At 49.5% G+C, this 19,498-nt stretch carries 11 protein-coding genes, 3 rRNA genes, 1 pseudogene and 2 riboswitches; of the genes and pseudogenes, 10 read left to right on the top strand and 5 right to left on the bottom strand.

What is annotated here, in order from left to right; translation table 11 throughout:
* Positions 1–12: 12 nt before the first annotated feature.
* Positions 13–264 (bottom strand): hypothetical protein, encoded by a 252-nt coding sequence (locus A6395_RS10905; protein ID WP_071399045.1) that lies wholly within the window; start codon positions 262–264, stop codon positions 13–15.
* Between the two features lie 64 nt (positions 265–328).
* Positions 329–1,006 carry a hypothetical protein gene (locus A6395_RS10900; RefSeq protein WP_071399044.1) on the bottom strand — a complete coding sequence of 226 codons (678 nt, stop codon included), beginning with the start codon at positions 1,004–1,006 and terminating at the stop codon, positions 329–331.
* A gap of 173 nt (positions 1,007–1,179) precedes the next feature.
* On the opposite strand from A6395_RS10900, the gene A6395_RS10895 reads away from it, so the two are divergent.
* Entirely contained in the window at positions 1,180–2,535 is a 1,356-nt protein-coding gene (locus A6395_RS10895) for a helix-turn-helix domain-containing protein (protein WP_233589744.1), read from the top strand.
* A gap of 60 nt (positions 2,536–2,595) precedes the next feature.
* Here A6395_RS10895 and A6395_RS10890 read toward each other — a convergent pair whose 3' ends face one another.
* Together A6395_RS10890 and A6395_RS10885 are read right to left on the bottom strand one after the other, a co-directional pair.
* Positions 2,596–2,916 carry a hypothetical protein gene (locus A6395_RS10890; protein WP_131441758.1) on the bottom strand — a complete coding sequence of 107 codons (321 nt, stop codon included), beginning with the start codon at positions 2,914–2,916 and terminating at the stop codon, positions 2,596–2,598.
* A gap of 206 nt (positions 2,917–3,122) precedes the next feature.
* On the bottom strand, positions 3,123–4,961 hold the full coding sequence (locus tag A6395_RS10885) for an ATP-binding protein (RefSeq protein WP_071399042.1): 1,839 nt from the start codon (positions 4,959–4,961) through the stop codon (positions 3,123–3,125).
* A 260-nt stretch (positions 4,962–5,221) separates the two neighbouring features.
* Here A6395_RS10885 and A6395_RS10880 point away from each other — a divergent pair, with 260 nt between their 5' ends.
* From A6395_RS10880 to A6395_RS10855, 6 genes are all read left to right on the top strand, one after another.
* Positions 5,222–5,827, top strand: a complete 606-nt coding sequence (locus A6395_RS10880) for a flavin reductase family protein (protein ID WP_071399041.1) — start codon at positions 5,222–5,224, stop codon at positions 5,825–5,827.
* Between the two features lie 171 nt (positions 5,828–5,998).
* A complete protein-coding gene (locus A6395_RS10875) occupies positions 5,999–6,952 on the top strand; it encodes an AAA family ATPase (protein WP_071399040.1) in 954 nt (317 codons plus the stop codon).
* Positions 6,949–8,016, top strand: coding sequence for a DUF58 domain-containing protein (locus A6395_RS10870; protein ID WP_071399039.1), 1,068 nt, complete (start codon positions 6,949–6,951; stop codon positions 8,014–8,016). Before A6395_RS10875 ends, A6395_RS10870 begins: the two co-directional genes overlap by 4 nt.
* Complete coding sequence (locus A6395_RS10865; protein WP_071399038.1) at positions 8,013–10,109, top strand: transglutaminase domain-containing protein; 2,097 nt, start codon at positions 8,013–8,015, stop codon at positions 10,107–10,109. Before A6395_RS10870 ends, A6395_RS10865 begins: the two co-directional genes overlap by 4 nt.
* Positions 10,110–10,150: 41 nt before the next feature.
* A riboswitch (purine riboswitch) is annotated at positions 10,151–10,251 on the top strand.
* Between the two features lie 111 nt (positions 10,252–10,362).
* Positions 10,363–11,886: a glutamine-hydrolyzing GMP synthase gene (gene guaA / locus A6395_RS10860; RefSeq protein WP_071399046.1), complete on the top strand. Its 1,524-nt coding sequence runs from the start codon at positions 10,363–10,365 to the stop codon at positions 11,884–11,886.
* Between the two features lie 133 nt (positions 11,887–12,019).
* Positions 12,020–12,121: riboswitch (purine riboswitch) on the top strand.
* A gap of 88 nt (positions 12,122–12,209) precedes the next feature.
* Positions 12,210–13,571, top strand: a complete 1,362-nt coding sequence (locus A6395_RS10855; protein WP_071399037.1) for an NCS2 family permease — start codon at positions 12,210–12,212, stop codon at positions 13,569–13,571.
* A 20-nt stretch (positions 13,572–13,591) separates the two neighbouring features.
* Here A6395_RS10855 and A6395_RS10850 read toward each other — a convergent pair.
* Positions 13,592–14,360: pseudogene (locus A6395_RS10850) on the bottom strand (VanW family protein).
* 335 nt (positions 14,361–14,695) lie between these two features.
* On the opposite strand from A6395_RS10850, the gene A6395_RS10845 reads away from it, so the two are divergent.
* From A6395_RS10845 to rrf, 3 genes are all read left to right on the top strand, one after another.
* A 16S ribosomal RNA gene (locus A6395_RS10845) occupies positions 14,696–16,256 on the top strand.
* 147 nt (positions 16,257–16,403) lie between these two features.
* A 23S ribosomal RNA gene (locus A6395_RS10840) occupies positions 16,404–19,317 on the top strand.
* A gap of 95 nt (positions 19,318–19,412) precedes the next feature.
* Positions 19,413–19,498: ribosomal RNA gene (rrf, locus tag A6395_RS10835) — 5S ribosomal RNA — on the top strand; the annotation flags it as partial.

Genomic DNA, 19,498 nt, shown 5'->3' with positions numbered 1-19,498 from the left:
CGCTTTTTAAAATTAGATAAGGCGTGGAAGCTCTTCAGAAAAGGGTTTAGCTGTTTCTACTGCTTGAGTAATACGTGGAGCTTCTTCAGCAAACTTTCTGATCGGTGATTCAACTTTAGTGATGCGTGGAGCTTCTTCAGCATATTTTAAAACTGGAGCTTCGATTTTGGTAATACGTGGAGCTTCTTCTGCTAGTGGTTTAAACGAACTTCCTAGTAGAAAAATTGCTGCTGCGATAAAAAAGAATCCTGTTGCTTTTTTCATGATCAAATTCCTCCTATGTGTATTGGTTTATGTGGATAAGCTATGATCCCTAGTATGATGTTGCTCAGTAGTCAGAGAGGGGAGATTCTAGCAATGTGTAGATTGCTTCAGATTGTTGAGCAATCCGTGATTCAAAATCTCCGATGAATTGTTGTGGCATGTTCGGTTCATAGAGAGTAACTTTGTCAGACTCTTCTGTCGTAGCAGATGACAAAATTGGAACATGGGCTTCTTGACTGAGCAGTGTGCTGCAAAGAGGAGGAAATTGATTTTCAAACTGTTGGAGCGGTTCAGGTCGCCAACAGATTGATGCTTCTGGAAGAATGTATAGGATGTGTCCTTCTTTCAATAAAGATAGACACTGGCTAATGACACTTTGTTGCTCCTGTTCAATGTTGATATAGCCGAACTCCTGAAAATGTTTCTCATAGACGGTTTTTGAACTGCGCTTTAGAATAGAGAGAGACAGTTCAGGCCCAAGAATATACAGCTTTCTATGAGAACGATTTTCTTGAAGCGTTCTAGCAATCAGTTTCGGTAAAGCCTGATAGTAATCAATTTGAAACGCGTTAAGGATAAAGCCTTTAGATGAACGTAACAATTGGGTCAGATATTCTAATCCCTCGAACTGTTTAGTGTCAGCATAGGAATAGGAAGCCTTGAAAGAAGACGCTTGCTTAGACTGGAAGTATATTCTAGGCTTAATGTAATCTTCTGCAAGTAAAAAGTTTAATTTACCCATATGACATATTCACCTCCATTGACTTAAATTCCTTTTATTCCTTCAAGTTGAATCTTTATACCTAAATTTCTCTTAAGTGATTACTCTTTAATAGTTAAATCTTATCATGAATTTCCTATCGGTCGAACTGTGAGTTGTTGGGAAATTTTCAGTCAAAAGGCCTGTTTATTTATATGAAACGTTTAAATTTTCCTGGGTTCGAAAGAAATAGAGGGTTGATAACGAAAAAACTGTCTGATATTAGGGCAAAGGGGCTACTGCTTATAATGGAATATAACTATGGAAACCTAATTAAAGTAGAGCGAATGAGAAAAAATATGAAACAAACCGTTTTAGCCCGAGGGATTTGTTCAGTTTCTTATTTAAGTAAAATTGAAAATAATCAAACTTCTCCTAGTGAAGAAGTTCTGGAACTTATTTTTGATAGGTTAGATTTGGATGTACCACTTTATTTTGACTTTAGTAATCAAGTGGAGAAAGTAAGAAGTGAAATTCGAAGTCTACTAAAAGAAGCAATCTTAAATCGTAATGATCAAGAAAAGCAAAATATCATTAAAAAATATATAGAACACCCAGCTGTCAAACAGTCGAAGACTTTGTATATTACTTTAATGGTTACTCTAGCAAGATTCGGTATGATGCCTGGTGGTGATGAGCAATATGTTACAGAGGTTGGTTGGATTGAAGACCAGTTGACCAAAGATGATCAGTTAAGATACACAATTATAAAGGCTCTAAAGATGTTTCAAAAGAATGAGAAAGAGATTGCCTTTGAACTTGTAGAAAAATTAAACGAAGAATTGGCGGGTTCAGGAATACCTGATTGGGAAGTTGCTGATATCCGTTACATCATGGGCGGACTTTACTATAAATTTACAGATAATATTCAAGCAATTGAAAATGTGAAATTTGCACTCGTTTATTTCCAAGAGAATTTTTGTTTAGAGAGAATTGTAGAATGTCATTTAATTATTGGTCTATCTTATAAGAGGAGAAAGCGTTTTTCTGATGCGTTATCTTACTATCAGAAAGCGATTAAAGTGATAAGTGCCACGGATTTAAAGAATTATTATGGAATGCTTTACAACAATATGGGTGAAATTTATTCTCTGCTTGGGGAGCGAGATAAAGCTCTGCAGTATTTTATTGAGAGTTTTGAATATAAAATTGAGGTGCGAAGTAAACTATACAGTGTTTTATCATTAATTGAAGTTAACTTTGATCAAAGTAACGAAGAAGGAGTGGTGGAATGGTTAGCAGTAGGATATGATTTAATGAAAAAAGAAAATGAAATAGAGGAATTCAATCATCATTTTGATATATATTTGAATTATTTCAAAGAAAAAAATGTAGATGAGCTGATTTTCAGTTTGAAAAAAGCAGTCTCATATTTCGAATCTCATGATGAATACATGTACACAAAAAAATATGCATTTTGGCTTGCGCGAGAACTAAGAGAAAACGGCAAGTACAAATTAGCTACTGAATACTACGAAAAAGTAATAGCAATTATGTCGCAATCCGAATAACGTCTCCCAAAAGGAGGCGTTTTTTTATGCACAAAAAAAGAGACGCCCGAATCGTCTCTCTCATGGTGTAGTAAAATAGTGGACCGTCCAAAACGATTCATGGAGAAGTGACTCTTGTTCCGCATGGCCTGCCTGTACTTGTTGGATCAAGTGGATGATGTGCTTTTGCAGGTTTGCATCGTGGGAACCGCTATGGAGGATATGATCCTCGTTCGCAATGATGTAGAAACCACCCAAGCGACGCGGAATGTGATTTCTCACGATAGATACGGCAATCTGGAGTTCGGTTTGTCCACCTTGAAGTGGAACGTTTAAATCAAAACGTCCCCATTGTTTAAAGTCACCTAATTCTGAAAACGCGGGTGGGTCCTGGTGATCCAACTTGATGACCTCCAATCGTGTGTCTCTCTTCTTCCTTAGTATATCTTCTTTTCTGTGAAAGACGTGTAAGAATATTGGCGTAGGTATAACCGAGTGAACGAATTCTGTTCCGTTGCTATTGTTTTTCTATATTATGCCAAAAGATTCCTTTATTAAAAAGAAAAAAAGCGGTGAAAAAACACGATCGGCTGCAATGCCAATCGTGTTCATTGATGAATCGCTTCTTTTAAAGTGGGTAATTCACAGATGAACGTGCTGCCTTCACCGTAAACTGATTCGACATGAAGGTGGCCTTCGTGTGCTTTAGTGATTTCTTTACAGATGGCAAGGCCAAGCCCGGTGCCGCCGATTTTACGACGATCCGAATTGTCGACACGATAAAATTTTCCGAATAAGTTCGGCAGAGCGGACGAAGGAATTCCGATTCCGTTATCGCGTACTTTTATGACGACTTGATCGTCGATCCGTTCGAGCGAGACGAGGACGTTGCCGCCTTCTGGTGAGTATTTGATGGCGTTGCTGAGCAAGTTGCCGAGTAGTTGCTGCATCCCGGCGAGATCTGCCTCGATTTGAAAATCTTGGGCCGAGTCGGCGTCGAGGTGAATATGGTGCAGGTCGGTCGTCTCTTGGTAGAATGTGATGCTGTCGCGTGCTAGTGTATACAAATCGACATGTTCCCACTCAAAGGTTTGTTTCCCGGCCTCCATCTTTTGAAGGTCGAGGAAGTCGCTGACCAAGTAGGAGAGGCGTTTCGCCTCGTCATGAATCGTCTTCAAATACAATTCACGGCGGCTGTCTTTCAAATTACGTTCGAGCATCAATTCTGTGAATCCGTAAATCGATGACAGCGGTGTCCGTAATTCATGAGACACGGTCGAGACGAGCTCAGACTTCATTCGGTCAATTTCGGTTTCAGCCGTCACATCACGTAAGACGAGCATCGTTCCGTGAAGCGTCTCGTCCCGGTAAATACTCTCCGCGTACACTTGAAGGTAACAATCCCCCTGGTCGAGCGAAATCGAAAGTCCGTCTACCGGAGGGTCTTGGTTGAAGACGCGTTCGACATAGTCGATAAACAACTCACGTTGGTCGACGCGTTCGGCCAACTGTTCGATATCAATCGAGACGGTGGCCAATTCCTCATAGCCTTTGTATTCGAACTGAAGCTCATCGAACATGCGCACGAAAGCCCGGTTACCGACGACGGTCTGTTCTTCGTAGTTCAAGTAGAGGATCGCTTCGCGCACCGAGTTGATCAATTGGGCCGTCTCTTTCCGGTCTTGTTGCATCTGACTGTAAAGGCGTGTCCGTAGCAAGGAAATCGCCAATTGATTCGCGAACGCGTTCAATTCCGACTTTTCACTCGCATCGAACTGTTCGTCATAACAAGCGAGGTAGAGGCACCCGATCATCTTGCCATCAGACGGGTCCTTTACCGGGATGGCCGTCTCGTGTATATAGTAAGGATAATTGTGAACATCGTCGGCAATTTTTTTCGACGTGGCCTCGAGTGCTTGTGAGGTCATGGTACGTTGTAATAAATATGATTTTTCGATTAAGCTCTCTTGTTGCTCCTCGGTCATTCCATTTGGGACGACCGAATGGATTTCTCCGTCCTTGACGAGCATCAACGCCCCGAATTCCGCTTCGGTCAACAAGACGATTTTTTCGATGACTGAAGAATAGTCGAATAACGATTCCTTCGAGGCGAGCACTTCAATCAATTCGTTTCGGGATTGTAGTTTGGTCTCATTTTGTTTTGATTCCTCGAGCACTTGTTGCGTCTCTTGCTGCTTCGCGTGCATGTTTTCGTTTTGAGCAGCCATCCGTTTGATGAGCGGTCGCCCGATTAATAAAATAGCTCCGATAAACATAACTAACCCGACTACCCAAATCCAACGTAGCGACATCAGTTCGCTCGACGAGACTGTCCCGTCTCGAACGACCCAAGCTCCGATCCCGGTCAAAACGAGGCTAGCGATAAATACTCCGTATAAGATACGGAGTATTTGGCGACTGTCCAATTGTTCAATCCACTTGCCCATAATACGCTCTACTTCCTTCCTTTTTTGAAAACCACTCCACTTCATTCATCAAATAATCGAAATATACATAAAGAGAAATCGTCTGAAAACCGAACTGCTCATGTACTGTGAAATCGGCTGATTTTCTTTTTCTCTAATTAACACATCTAGACGGATATACCCCGAATTTAATAATCCTACACATTCCGATGCGTTTACGTTTGACATCGTCCATTCGGAACAGCTAGCTTGAAAGTAACAATATAAAGAAGAGGTGGATTATGTTATCAATCGATCCGACTGCATTGACTGAACGAGACACGTATAAGTTTTTAATCGGGAGCATCGTCCCGCGGCCGATTGCTTTTGTGACGACGCGCAACGGTGATGTCGTCAATGCTGCCCCATTCAGTTACTTTAATATCATTGCGTCAAACCCTCCGCTCGTCTCGGTGTCCATCCAACGAAAAGACGGCGTCATGAAAGATACGGCTCGGAATGCAGTTGCGACTGAGGAACTCGTGATTCATATCGTCGATGAGACGAATGTCGCACTCGTAAACGAGACGGCGGCGAGCCTAGGGCCAGAGGAAAGTGAGCTCGACCGGACGACGTTCACGCTCGAACCGAGTGACGTCATTGAAACGCCGGGTGTCAAAGAAGCGAAAATCCGGATGGAGTGTAAACTTCATCATCACGTTCCGATTGAACATGACGGAAAAGTGACGGCCGATGTTTTAATCGCCCGTGTCGTCCGTTTTCATGTCGATCCCGAATTGTATCAAGCCGGGCGCATCGACGCAGCGCAATTAGCACCGGTCAGCCGTCTGGCTGGTGATTTTTATGCCAAACTCGGTGAACAGTTCGAGATTGAACGACCTAAATAAATATCGAAGGCGCCGCTCGTTTTGGAGAGAGGGCGCCTGTTTTCGGGTAAAGAACGGAAAGCCGATTCGTACGATGTATTTCTTTCATTCAAGCGGCTCAATATGTCACAATAAAATCAGAACATTCGAATTTCGGAAGAGACAGGAACAAGAGAAAAAGGGGAGTCGGCCATGTCTTATCGTCCAGCCATTCAATCGATCATCACCGCCATTGAGACGGTGATCGTCGGAAAAGAAGATGTCATCGCGAAAAGTTTGACTGCTTTGCTTGCCGGAGGTCACGTGCTGTTAGAAGATGTCCCGGGTGTCGGGAAGACGATGCTCGTCCGTGCCTTCAGCCGTGCCATCGACCTTAACTTTAAACGCGTTCAATTCACTCCAGACATGCTCCCGTCCGATTTGACGGGCATCTCGATGTATAACCAAAAGACGAAAGAGTTTGAATATCGTCCCGGCCCGCTCATGGGCAACATCGTCCTAGCCGACGAGATCAATCGGACGTCACCGAAGACGCAGTCGGCGCTCTTAGAGGCGATGGCGGAGCGCAGTGTGACCGTTGACGGCGAAGTGAAGATTCTTCCGTCGCCGTTCTTCGTCATGGCGACCCAAAACCCGATCGAGCATGAAGGGACGTACCCGTTACCGGAAGCCCAACTCGACCGTTTCCTTCTCAAAATCGAGATGGGCTATCCGTCATTCAATGAGGAGATTGCCTTGTTGACCCGCTTCGAGAAGGCAGAACCGCTAGAAGCGTTGCAAAGTGTCATCTCGAAAGAAGAAGTGGAACAGATGCAGCGTGAAGTACGCGACGTTCACGTCTCGAGCGCGGTCAAGCAGTATATCGTCCGCTTGATTCATGAGACGCGGAACGACCCGTTCACATACCTCGGCGGAAGTCCGCGGGCGACGCTCGCTCTAATGAAAACGGCTCAGGCGTGGGCATACATCCATAACCGTGATTTCGTCTTACCGGATGACGTCAAAGCACTCGCTGGTAACGTGCTCGGGCACCGGGTATTGTTGACGGCGGAAGCGCGCTATAAAGGGAAGACGTCAGAGCAACTCGTCAAAGGGTGGCTCGACACACTTCCCGTCCCGATGGATCGCGAGGTCAAGGAAGTATGAAAAATTGGATGAAGCTGTTCCTCGTCTGGGCGGCGGCATTCGGACTTTATGCGTTCGCTCGCATCGAGGGGAGTATTGTCGCGTCGACGCTATGGTGGTCATTTTTCGTCTTGACCGTGTACTGGACGCTGTTCATGGTGTATCCGGTCACGGCGGCGAACGTGTCTCGTCGCGTCACGACAAAACGGCTCGTCTCTGGGCAGACGATGGACGTGGCACTTCGAATCGAACGGAAGTACCCGTTCCTCGTCGGTGTCGTCACGCTTGAAGAGGCACCGCCATCACGCTTGGCCGAAGTGACGGATCCGATCGTCACTCCGGTCGATCGTTTCTTTCGACGTAGTGAGACGATCCATTATGAGATTGAACACATTAAACGAGGCATTCATGTGTTTGACCGGACACTCCTTCACGTGCGTGACGTCTTTGGGTTATTCGACCGTAAACGGACGCTTCGGATTGAGACGGTCGTCGAAGTCTCCCCGGCTGAACTGCCTTTCGATTTGCCGCGCGATGAACACGTCGGCGGACGGGGCGAGCAATATCGGCGCACCCGGACATATACCGAAGTCGCCAATACGACGAGCGGTGTCCGTGAGTATGCGGCCGGTGACCGTATCGGCCGGATCGATTGGAAAGCGTCGGCCCGTCGAGACAACTTGATGACGAAGACGTTCGACCAAGAACAAGAAAAGAAACTATCGCTCGTATTCGTGCCGTCGGCTTCGGCTGGGCATGAGGAAGCGTTCGAACGTTCGCTGTCACTGCTCGTCGGGGCGATTCGGCAACTCGAGCGCAAAAACTTGCCGTTTGAACTGTACGTCATTGAAGAGCAGGTCCGCTTGTTCCACTTGCCGGACCAAAGTGCCGAGCTTGGGCATTATCTGTTGACGGCGACGCCGGAACCGGAAGCCCGTCTCGTCGAGCGGGTCAAGCGCAACATGCCGCAGGAGACGGGCAACTTGATTTTGATTAGCCCGTTCGAGACGAAATGGGTGCGCGAACTCATGCATGAGACCCAAGGCAGCTATCATCTCTATACGGCGAATGAGGTGACGACATGACCGAGTGGGTGAAGCGAATCGTTTATACGGCCCTGGCCGCTTACTTGTTGTCATTTTGGGTTGAACCGATCGTCGGAAGCACGACGTTTGATGTGAACTGGCCGTTTTTATTTTTGCTGCTCGTGCCGATGTTTGCGAGCCTGCTCCCTTGGTACGGCTTTATCGCTGTCGTCGTCCTCAACTTTTTTACTGTCCTCTACATCTATCACGGCAGTTTGCTCGACTGGTTCGGACTATGGCTCGACGACTTGACAGGTGTATTGAGCGGGGCGCTGCCTGAAGAAGCGATTTTCTTCTCGGCGATGGCGCTCATCGGTGTCTTGTTTGCCATTTTGGTCGGTCGGACGTACCCGAGCTACGGCTTCGTTCTCGGAATGATCGTCTCGACGCTTGGATTGATGGCGTATTTTGACACATGGACGCTCTATGATGGTGAAAGTAATATCCTATTCGCCATCTTGGCATCGCTCTTTCTCTTGTTCGTGACCGATGTGGCGAAGCGTCCGAGCAAATCTCTCGTCCGTTACGTCAGCATCGGCCTGCTAGCTGCGGTTGTCATCGTACTTGGCAGTGTGTCTCCGACAATCGAAGGGGACTGGTCTGATCGATTGACGACGAGTTTCCAAAACGCGGTGAACGAGGGCGGTTCGGGGAGTGGTCGCGTCGGTTATGGCGTGAACGACGAACAGCTCGGCGGTCCGTTCGAACAAGATGACGGCATCGTCTTCATCGCACGGGGTGTGCCGGCCCGCTATTGGCGCATCGAGGCAAAAGAGATTTATACGGGTAAAGGATGGGTTGAATCCCCTGTCCTCGATTCTGACTATAACCGGGGGCAGCTCGTCGACGATGAGGTCGATACGACCCCGGAACAGGCGTTGCTCCGATTTGACCGCCGCCAGTCGTTCGTCCCCTATGGCGGGGAATACCCGCAGGCAGCGGAGACGGAGAGTGGGACGGAGTTCCTTGTCGGAGACATCGAAGAGTCGTTCCCGAATGAGACGATCCACATTCGCCCCTCCGGAAAAATCGTATTCGATAATGACGGACAAGTGACGCCGGAAACGATTCAGTTGCGATACAGCGTCCCTTCATTTACAGAACAACAACTCGAGCTGAACGAACCGGTGACGACGTTGACGGACGAGGAGCAACAAGCTTATTTGCAGTTGCCGGATACGCTACCGGACCGGGTCCGTGATTTAGCGGTCGAGATTATGGCCGACAGTGAGAACCCTTACGAACAAGCGCAAGCGATCCAAGCCTTCTTCCAGTCAGGCGAGTTCCAATATGACACGGAAGATGTGGCAACCCCTGAAGGCGAGACCGACTATGTCGACCAGTTCTTGTTCGATACGCTCGTTGGGTACTGTGATAACTTCTCAACGTCAGCGGCCGTGCTCCTGCGGGCGAACGGTGTGCCAACGCGTTGGGTGAAAGGCTTTACGATGGGGGATACACGCGGAGTCATCCAAGGTGAGGAAGAATATACGGTCCGAAACCGCCACGCCCACTCGTGGGTCGAGTATTTCGTGGAAGGGGCTGGTTGGGTGCCGCTCGAGGCGACGATCAGTTTCTCTGACGCCAACTTGTTGCAAGTCGAGACAGAATCGGACACGCAAGCGGATGATCCCGTGGCGAACGACCCTCAGGCGAACCAAAATGATCAACAGACAAACCGTCCGCAAGAAGACTTGGCGCTCGACGACGTCGTGACAGGCGAGACAGCGGCCGAGTCGTGGAACATACCGGTTTGGGCTTGGGTGCTCATCGTTTTTGCAGCCGCCTTGCTCGTCTGGAACCGCAAGTCACTCGAACGGTTGATCATGGTCCTCTGGTGGACGAGACGTCCGCTCAATGAACCACGTCTCGTGGCGATGCATCGTTATCTCGTGAAACGGCTTCGCGGCGCCGGATTTAAAGTTGAGGGCCGGACGCCGTCCGAGCTCGCGGCCGAAGTCGATGCGTACTATGAATCGGACGAAATGACGCGCCTGACACGCTTGTTCGAACAGAGCCTTTACGCTGATCAAACTCCGAATTCAAAATATAAAGAATATTGGAAAATCATGATTCGCCGAATTATGAGTTGAAGTGAACGGGTGCATACAGTAAGATAGACGCATTAGTTAGACAATTGAACAAAGCATTCCTTCGTATATACTCGCGAATTGGCGCGAGAGTCTCTACCGGACCACCGTAAATGGACCGACTATGAAGGAGCACGTTTCGTATACAGAAAAAAGGGCGTGCTTCTTCTTCGGTTTGGTGAATCCGGGGGAGAGGCTCGCTCTTTTTTTGAGATGAAGGCAGAAAGGTGGAGGTTTTGTGAAGATAGAACAAGAAATGATTTTGGTGCTCGACTTTGGAGGACAATACAATCAGTTGATCACACGCCGAGTGCGTGACCTTGGGGTGTACAGTGAGCTTCATTCCCATAAGATGACCGCTGCCGAGATTCGTGAACTTGCCCCGGCCGGTATTATTTTCTCGGGCGGACCGAACAGTGTTTACGCGGAAGGTGCGTACCGCTGCGATCCGGAAATCTTTGAACTCGGCATCCCGATCTTTGGGATCTGTTACGGGATGCAGCTCATGACGCATCATTTCGGTGGACGCGTCGAACGTGCGGCCCATCGCGAGTATGGGAAAGCGACGCTGTTCTCGACACCTGAAGCATCTGCCCTCTATAAAGGGTTACCGGTTGAGCATACGGTGTGGATGAGCCACGGTGACCTCGTCATGGAAGCACCGGAAGGGTTCATCGTCGATGGGACGAACCCGTCTTGCCCGGTCGCCTCGATCAAAAACGACGACCTCAAAATGTATGGTGTCCAGTACCATCCGGAAGTACGTCACTCGGAGTACGGCAACGACATCTTGAAAAACTTCATCTATGAAGTGTGTGGTGCCAAAGGCGAGTGGTCGATGGAGAACTTTATCGACATCGAAGTCGAGAAGATCCGTGAGATCGTCGGCGATAAACAAGTCCTCTGCGCCTTGTCTGGCGGTGTCGACTCATCTGTCGTCGCAGCACTCGTCCATCGTGCGATTGGGGACCAGTTGACGTGTATGTTCGTCGACCATGGTTTGCTCCGTAAAAATGAGGCGGATAGCGTCATGAAGACGTTCGCGGACGGATTCAACATGAAAGTCATCAAAATCGATGCGCAAGAACGTTTCATGGCGAAACTAGCCGGTGTCTCGGATCCGGAACAGAAACGGAAAATTATCGGCAATGAGTTCATTTACGTGTTTGACGAAGAAGCGTCTCAACTCGTCGATATGGACTTCCTTGCCCAAGGGACGCTTTACACGGATATCATCGAGAGCGGTACTGACACGGCGCAGACGATCAAGTCGCACCATAACGTCGGTGGCCTGCCTGAAGATATGAACTTCACGTTGATCGAGCCGCTCAACACGCTATTCAAAGATGAAGTACGGGAACTTGGTACAGAACTCGGCCTTCCTGAATACATCGTTTGGCGTCAGCCGTTCCCGGGACCGGGTCTTGGCATTCGCGTCCTCGGTGAGATCACGGAAGAGAAGCTTGAAATCGTACGCGAGTCGGATGCGATCCTTCGCGAAGAAGTGAAGAAGGCTGGACTCGAACGCGATATCTGGCAGTACTTCACTGTCCTCACACCGATCCGTTCGGTCGGGGTCATGGGCGACGAGCGGACGTACGACTATGCGGTCGGCGTTCGTGCCGTCACGTCGATTGACGGGATGACATCGGACTGGGCACGTATCCCGTGGGACGTGCTTGAAAAGATTTCAGTTCGAATCGTCAATGAAGTCAGTCACGTCAACCGTGTCCTGTACGACATCACATCGAAGCCACCAGCAACAATCGAGTGGGAATAAACTTGAGCAGAGGGGAATCCCTCTGCTTTTGTCTATTTCCGAACATTTAACGAAAAAATATTAATAAAATCCGTCATTTTGTTGACATTCGATTTTAACGCTGATAAGATAAAAACGTTCTTATTCATATCCGAACAATCAAATTAAATTTTGCCGTATAATATCGGGAATATGGCCCGAGAGTCTCTACGAAATCACCTTAAATGATTTCACTACGGCGAGACATATATAAGGGGACGTCTGTCCCTGTATGTTTCGCGTGGGGTCCTCGGTCATTGATCGGGGACCTTTCTCGTTTTACGGCGAGCCAAGGAGGAAAACCAATGAGCACACAGCTCAAGCAAGAACCGAAACATCAACCGTCAGAAAGCCGGATCGAACGTCACTTCCAGTTGAAAGAACTTGGAACGAACGTTAAAACCGAACTCGTCGCAGGATTCACGACATTCCTCGCGATGGCGTACATCTTGTTTGTCAACCCGAACGTGCTTGGGGCTGCTGGGATGGACATGGGTGCCGTCTTCGTGGCAACCGGTCTCGTCGCACTTATTGGATCGGTCACGATGGGGCTATTCGCCAACTATCCGATCGCCATCGCGCCAGGTATGGGGCTTAACGCCTTCTTCGCCTACAGTGTCGTCATCGGGATGGGCATCCCGTGGCAGACGGCGCTCTCAGGTGTACTCGTCTCAGGATTGTTCTTTATCGCTTTGACGCTCTCAGGTATTCGTGAGACGGTCGTTAACGCGATTCCGGCTCCGCTTAAAATGGCGGTGGCGGCAGGGATTGGTTTCTTCATCGCCTTCATCGGCTTGAAAAATGCTGGAATTGTTGTTGCGAACGAAGCGACACTTGTCGGCCTTGGGTCGCTCGGGACAGGAACTACGCTTCTCGCGGTATTCGGTCTCGTCGTCAGTGCATTGTTGATGGCTCGAGACATCAAGGGTGGAATTTTCATTGGGATGTTGTTGACAGCCATCGCGGGAATGATTTTCGGTCTCGTACCGACACCGACTGCAATTTCAGATGTTGTATCGATGCCGCCAAGCATGTCTTCGACGTTCGGCCAAGCATTCATCAACTTCGGTGAGGTTTTCACGCTTCAAATGCTCATCGTCATCTTGACGTTCTTCTTCATCGACTTCTTTGATACGGCAGGAACACTCGTTGCTGTTGCGCGTCAAGCTGGAATCATGAAAGAAAATAAAGTACCACGTGCTAGTAAGGCGCTCATGGCGGATTCGACTGCAACGGTTGCGGGTGCGATCTTCGGTACATCGACAGCGACGTCTTACGTCGAATCGTCAGCGGGTGTAGCGGCGGGTGGTCGTACAGGGTTGACTGCTGTGTTCGCAGGTCTCTTCTTCGGGTTAGCGTTGTTCTTCTCACCACTCTTGGCAGTAGTCACGGCACCGGTCACGGCACCGGCGCTCATCATCGTTGGTGTGTTGATGGCTTCGGCTCTCCTTGATATCGATTGGAAAAAAATCGAAATCGCGGTTCCGGCATTTTTGACGATTATCATGATGCCGCTCACGTCATCGATTGCTACTGGGATTGGACTTGGGTTTATCCTTTATCCGCTCATGATGATCGCGAAAGGGAAGACGAAAGAAATTCATCCAATCATGTACGGGATGCTCGTCATTTTCCTTGCTTACTTCATGTTCTTACCGCACGCATAACGTGACTAAGGCCGACTCGATCAAGAGTCGGCCTTTTTGTATGCAGTGTTTTCTGGCAGGAACGGGTCATACATCGTGAGTGCGTGGTTTTCGGTGATGAACTCGTTGCGCAGCAGTGTCCCGCCCCACCATTCCTTTGTGAAATGGTGGTTTTGTTCGTATATTTTATAACTAACGGCCGGCGGGATGTCGGACCGCCATTCGCCGACAAGTTCATTTCCTTCTATATATAGAAGTAATTGATATGTTTGGGTTGTCTGATTCGTAATTTGCAGATCGAGATAATTGTATGAACATGTCGCCCCGCTTTCGAAAGGTTGATCACGTCTTGAGTCCAGAAAGACATCGTAACTGTGCCGATAGCGTTCGGTGACAGTGAGGGGACTGTGCAACGTGATCCAGTAAATTAAATTTGGCATAAGCCACCGCCGACACCGGTTATGATTTTTCCATAGTGAAGAATCATTCCGTCGACATAACCTTTCCGTTTTGTCGGTCGTCCGATTGACTTCCAGTGAAATCATACTTCACCAGGGTGGACGATTAAATTATTGAGTTGTTTGATCGCGATATTTAACTTGATCACTTTGTTTCGTTGCATTTCCATATCGACATCACGGAGTTTTCTGTATAAAGGTGTGCGATGGGTGTGGATCAAATGAGGTAACGACGTTTTACTTTTCGTGGACGCATAGTGCTTCTAGTCCGGAGACTTCGCTTGAGCGTATCTGCTTGTGTCCCAGCCCAGATACGTAGGGGCGACCTGTGTTTTGGTTGTAGTTGGTGCATGGTGTGGCCGCCTTCTGTGAATAAGTATAGGGAACGTATTCAAGTAGCGGAGAGTGATTCCTTCCTTAGTAATAAAGAGAAGATGAATTTTTCTAAAGTTTTTTTAGAATAATGCTTGCCAGGCAGTTTGGAGGATGATATAGTTATCTCTGTTGCCAACAACGCTTTCGGAAAACGAGAAAAAAGTTGTTGACATGATTTGAAAAGAAATGTTATTATCATTTAGTCGCTAAGCGCGACAGACGAACTTTGAAAACTGAACGATGAGGCAAAAAAAAGTTTTACAAGTTTTGAATGAAGCGCAAGCTTCGTCATTTTCAAGAGCTATATCAAATTCTTTGGAGAGTTTGATCCTGGCTCAGGACGAACGCTGGCGGCGTGCCTAATACATGCAAGTCGAGCGCAGGAAATCGACGGAACCCTTCGGGGGGAAGTCGACGGAATGAGCGGCGGACGGGTGAGTAACACGTAAAGAACCTGCCCTCAGGTCTGGGATAACCACGAGAAATCGGGGCTAATACCGGATGGGTCATCGAACCGCATGGTTCGAGGATGAAAGGCGCTTCGGCGTCGCCTGGGGATGGCTTTGCGGTGCATTAGCTAGTTGGTGGGGTAATGGCCCACCAAGGCGACGATGCATAGCCGACCTGAGAGGGTGATCGGCCACACTGGGACTGAGACACGGCCCAGACTCCTACGGGAGGCAGCAGTAGGGAATCTTCCACAATGGACGAAAGTCTGATGGAGCAACGCCGCGTGAACGATGAAGGCCTTCGGTCGTAAAGTTCTGTTGTAAGGGAAGAACAAGTGCCGCAGGCAATGGCGGCACCTTGACGGTACCTTGCGAGAAAGCCACGGCTAACTACGTGCCAGCAGCCGCGGTAATACGTAGGTGGCAAGCGTTGTCCGGAATTATTGGGCGTAAAGCGCGCGCAGGCGGCCTTTTAAGTCTGATGTGAAAGCCCCCGGCTCAACCGGGGAGGGCCATTGGAAACTGGAAGGCTTGAGTATAGGAGAGAAGAGTGGAATTCCACGTGTAGCGGTGAAATGCGTAGAGATGTGGAGGAACACCAGTGGCGAAGGCGACTCTTTGGCCTATAACTGACGCTGAGGCGCGAAAGCGTGGGGAGCAAACAGGATTAGATACCCTGGTAGTCCACGCCGTAAACGATGAGTGCTAGGTGTTGGAGGGTTTCCGCCCTTCAGTGCTGAAGCTAACGCATTAAGCACTCCGCCTGGGGAGTACGGTCGCAAGGCTGAAACTCAAAGGAATTGACGGGGACCCGCACAAGCGGTGGAGCATGTGGTTTAATTCGACGCAACGCGAAGAACCTTACCAACTCTTGACATCCCCCTGACCGGTACAGAGATGTACCTTCCCCTTCGGGGGCAGGGGTGACAGGTGGTGCATGGTTGTCGTCAGCTCGTGTCGTGAGATGTTGGGTTAAGTCCCGCAACGAGCGCAACCCTTGTCCTTAGTTGCCACCATTCAGTTGGGCACTCTAAGGAGACTGCCGGTGACAAACCGGAGGAAGGTGGGGATGACGTCAAATCATCATGCCCCTTATGAGTTGGGCTACACACGTGCTACAATGGACGGTACAAAGGGCAGCGAAGCCGCGAGGTGGAGCCAATCCCAGAAAGCCGTTCTCAGTTCGGATTGCAGGCTGCAACTCGCCTGCATGAAGTCGGAATCGCTAGTAATCGCAGGTCAGCATACTGCGGTGAATACGTTCCCGGGTCTTGTACACACCGCCCGTCACACCACGAGAGTTTGTAACACCCGAAGTCGGTGAGGTAACCGCAAGGAGCCAGCCGCCGAAGGTGGGACAGGTGATTGGGGTGAAGTCGTAACAAGGTAGCCGTATCGGAAGGTGCGGCTGGATCACCTCCTTTCTAAGGAAAATGCCCATGTGGCATTGCCCATCGTTCAGTTTTGAGGGTTCGTCCCTCGATTGTTCTTTGAAAACTGAAGATTCATCAAGACATCAAACCAAGAACAATATGCATGGTCCGTTCGGACCGTGTGTCTTAGAAACGCTAGATCAAGGTAGAAAGGGCGTACGGTGGATGCCTTGGCACTAGGAGCCGATGAAGGACGCGACGAACAGCGAAATGCTCTGGGGAGTGGTAAGTGCACTTTGATCCAGAGGTATCCGAATGGGGGAACCCACCGCCGGGAGACTGGCGGGACACCCGTGTGAATACATAGCACGGCGTGAGGCAAACCCGGGGAACTGAAACATCTAAGTACCCGGAGGAAGAGAAAGAAAATTCGATTCCCTGAGTAGCGGCGAGCGAAACGGGAACAGCCCAAACCAGGAAGCATGCTTCCTGGGGTTGTAGGACACTCTATACGGAGTTACAAAGGGATAGGATAGGTGAACGACCTGGAAAGGTCGGCCAGAGAAGGTGACGGCCCTGTAGCTGAAATCTTATCCCCTCCAGAGTGGATCCTGAGTACGGCGGGACACGTGAAACCCCGTCGGAATCCGGGAGGACCATCTCCCAAGGCTAAATACTTCCTAGTGACCGATAGTGAACCAGTACCGTGAGGGAAAGGTGAAAAGCACCCCGGAAGGGGAGTGAAATAGATCCTGAAACCGTATGCCTACAAGTAGTCAGAGCCCGTTAACGGGTGATGGCGTGCCTTTTGTAGAATGAACCGGCGAGTTACGATGGCGGGCAAGGTTAAGCTGATGAGGCGGAGCCGCAGCGAAAGCGAGTCTGAATAGGGCGCATCAGTCCGTCGTCGTAGACCCGAAACCAGGTGATCTACCCATGTCCAGGATGAAGGTCAGGTAACACTGACTGGAGGTCCGAACCCACGCACGTTGAAAAGTGCGGGGATGAGGTGTGGGTAGCGGTGAAATGCCAATCGAACCTGGAGATAGCTGGTTCTCCCCGAAATAGCTTTAGGGCTAGCCTCGAGGTGAAGAGTTCCGGAGGTAGAGCACTGATTGGACTAGGGGCCCCCACAGGGTTACCGAATTCAGTCAAACTCCGAATGCCGGCAACTTGTACTCGGGAGTCAGACTGCGAGTGATAAGATCCGTAGTCGAAAGGGAAACAGCCCAGACCATCAGCTAAGGTCCCAAAGTGTATGTTAAGTGGAAAAGGATGTGGCGTTGCACAGACAACTAGGATGTTGGCTTAGAAGCAGCCACCATTCAAAGAGTGCGTAATAGCTCACTAGTCGAGTGACGCCGCGCCGAAAATTTAACGGGGCTAAACATACCACCGAAGCTATGGATTCCGTAAGGAATGGTAGGGGAGCGTTCCAAGCAGCAGTGAAGCGGTATCGTGAGGAGCCGTGGAGCGCTTGGAAGTGAGAATGCCGGTGTGAGTAGCGAAAAGAGGGGTGAGAATCCCCTCCGTCGAAAGCCCAAGGTTTCCTGAGGAAGGCTCGTCCGCTCAGGGTTAGTCTGGACCTAAGCCGAGGCCGAAAGGCGTAGGCGATGGACAACAGGTTGATATTCCTGTACCGCCGTACCACCGTTTGAACGATGGGGGGACGCAGAAGGATAAGGTAACCGTGCGACTGGAAGTGCACGGACAAGCAGCGAGGCCGTCGGGTTGGCAAATCCGCCCGGCACACAAGGTTGAGCTGTGATGTGGAGCCCGTAGGGCGAAGTACCGGATTTCACGCTGCCAAGAAAAGCCTCTAGTAAGGAGGTCGGCGCCAGTACCGTAAACCGACACAGGTAGGCGAGATGAGAATTCTAAGACGCGCGGGATAACTCTCGTTAAGGAACTCGGCAAAATGGTCCCGTAACTTCGGGAGAAGGGACGCTTATGGCAACATAAGCCGCAGTGAATAGGCCCAAACGACTGTTTAGCAAAAACACAGGTCTCTGCTAAATCGCAAGATGAAGTATAGGGGCTGACGCCTGCCCGGTGCTGGAAGGTTAAGGGGATGTGTCATCGCAAGAGAAGCACTGAACCGAAGCCCCAGTAAACGGCGGCCGTAACTATAACGGTCCTAAGGTAGCGAAATTCCTTGTCGGGTAAGTTCCGACCCGCACGAAAGGCGTAACGATTTGGGCACTGTCTCAACGAGAGACCCGGTGAAATCATAGTACCTGTGAAGATGCAGGTTACCCGCGACAGGACGGAAAGACCCCATGGAGCTTTACTACAGCCTGATATTGAGGCTTTGTACGCGATGTACAGGATAGGTGGGAGTTTGTGAAGCCGGAGCGCCAGCTTCGGTGGAGACATCCTTGGGATACCACCCTTTGCGTATAGAGTCTCTAACTCGCAGCCGTGATCCGGCTGGAGGACCGTGTCAGGCGGGTAGTTTGACTGGGGCGGTCGCCTCCTAAACAGTAACGGAGGCGCCCAAAGGTTCCCTCAGAATGGTTGGAAATCATTCGCAGAGTGCAAAGGCAGAAGGGAGCTTGACTGCGAGACCTACAAGTCGAGCAGGGACGAAAGTCGGGCTTAGTGATCCGGTGGTTCCGCATGGAAGGGCCATCGCTCAACGGATAAAAGCTACCCTGGGGATAACAGGCTGATCTCCCCCAAGAGTCCACATCGACGGGGAGGTTTGGCACCTCGATGTCGGCTCATCGCATCCTGGGGCTGGAGTAGGTCCCAAGGGTTGGGCTGTTCGCCCATTAAAGCGGTACGCGAGCTGGGTTCAGAACGTCGTGAGACAGTTCGGTCCCTATCCGTCGTGGGCGCAGGAAATTTGAGGAGAGCTGTCCTTAGTACGAGAGGACCGGGATGGACGCACCGCTGGTGTACCAGTTGTTCCGCCAGGAGCATCGCTGGGTAGCTACGTGCGGACGGGATAAGTGCTGAAAGCATCTAAGCATGAAGCCCCCTCCGAGATGAGATTTCCCTTTGAGCAATCAAGAAAGACCCCTCAGAGACGATGAGGTAGATAGGTCATGGGTGGAAGCACGGCGACGTGTGGAGCTGAATGATACTAATCGGTCGAGGCTTTGATCTAGAAACGGTTTGAACTTGATGAGTCTTCAGTTTTGAGAGAGTAATCTTTCAAAAAAAGTTTGACATTATGTAAAAATAATGTTAATCTCATATATGTCTGGTGGCGATAGCGAAGCGGCCACACCCGTTCCCATGCCGAACACGGAAGTTAAGCGCTTCAGCGCCGAAAGTAGTTGGGGGTC

The organism is Exiguobacterium sp. SH31 (assembly GCF_001816105.1).
GTDB lineage: Bacteria > Bacillota > Bacilli > Exiguobacteriales > Exiguobacteriaceae > Exiguobacterium > Exiguobacterium aurantiacum_A.
Note: the sequence above shows the minus strand (reverse complement) of the source record. Positions and strands in the feature narration are given on the sequence as shown.

Coding starts and splice junctions, on each gene's coding strand:
- A6395_RS10875 (WP_071399040.1), top strand. CDS start 5,999: ATGTCTTATCGTCCAGCCATTCAATCGATCATCACCGCCATTGAGACG.
- A6395_RS10880 (WP_071399041.1), top strand. CDS start 5,222: ATGTTATCAATCGATCCGACTGCATTGACTGAACGAGACACGTATAAG.
- A6395_RS10855 (WP_071399037.1), top strand. CDS start 12,210: ATGAGCACACAGCTCAAGCAAGAACCGAAACATCAACCGTCAGAAAGC.
- A6395_RS10900 (WP_071399044.1), bottom strand. CDS start 1,006: ATGGGTAAATTAAACTTTTTACTTGCAGAAGATTACATTAAGCCTAGA.
- A6395_RS10865 (WP_071399038.1), top strand. CDS start 8,013: ATGACCGAGTGGGTGAAGCGAATCGTTTATACGGCCCTGGCCGCTTAC.
- A6395_RS10905 (WP_071399045.1), bottom strand. CDS start 264: ATGAAAAAAGCAACAGGATTCTTTTTTATCGCAGCAGCAATTTTTCTA.
- A6395_RS10870 (WP_071399039.1), top strand. CDS start 6,949: ATGAAAAATTGGATGAAGCTGTTCCTCGTCTGGGCGGCGGCATTCGGA.
- guaA (WP_071399046.1), top strand. CDS start 10,363: ATGATTTTGGTGCTCGACTTTGGAGGACAATACAATCAGTTGATCACA.
- A6395_RS10885 (WP_071399042.1), bottom strand. CDS start 4,961: ATGGGCAAGTGGATTGAACAATTGGACAGTCGCCAAATACTCCGTATC.
- A6395_RS10895 (WP_233589744.1), top strand. CDS start 1,180: ATGAAACGTTTAAATTTTCCTGGGTTCGAAAGAAATAGAGGGTTGATA.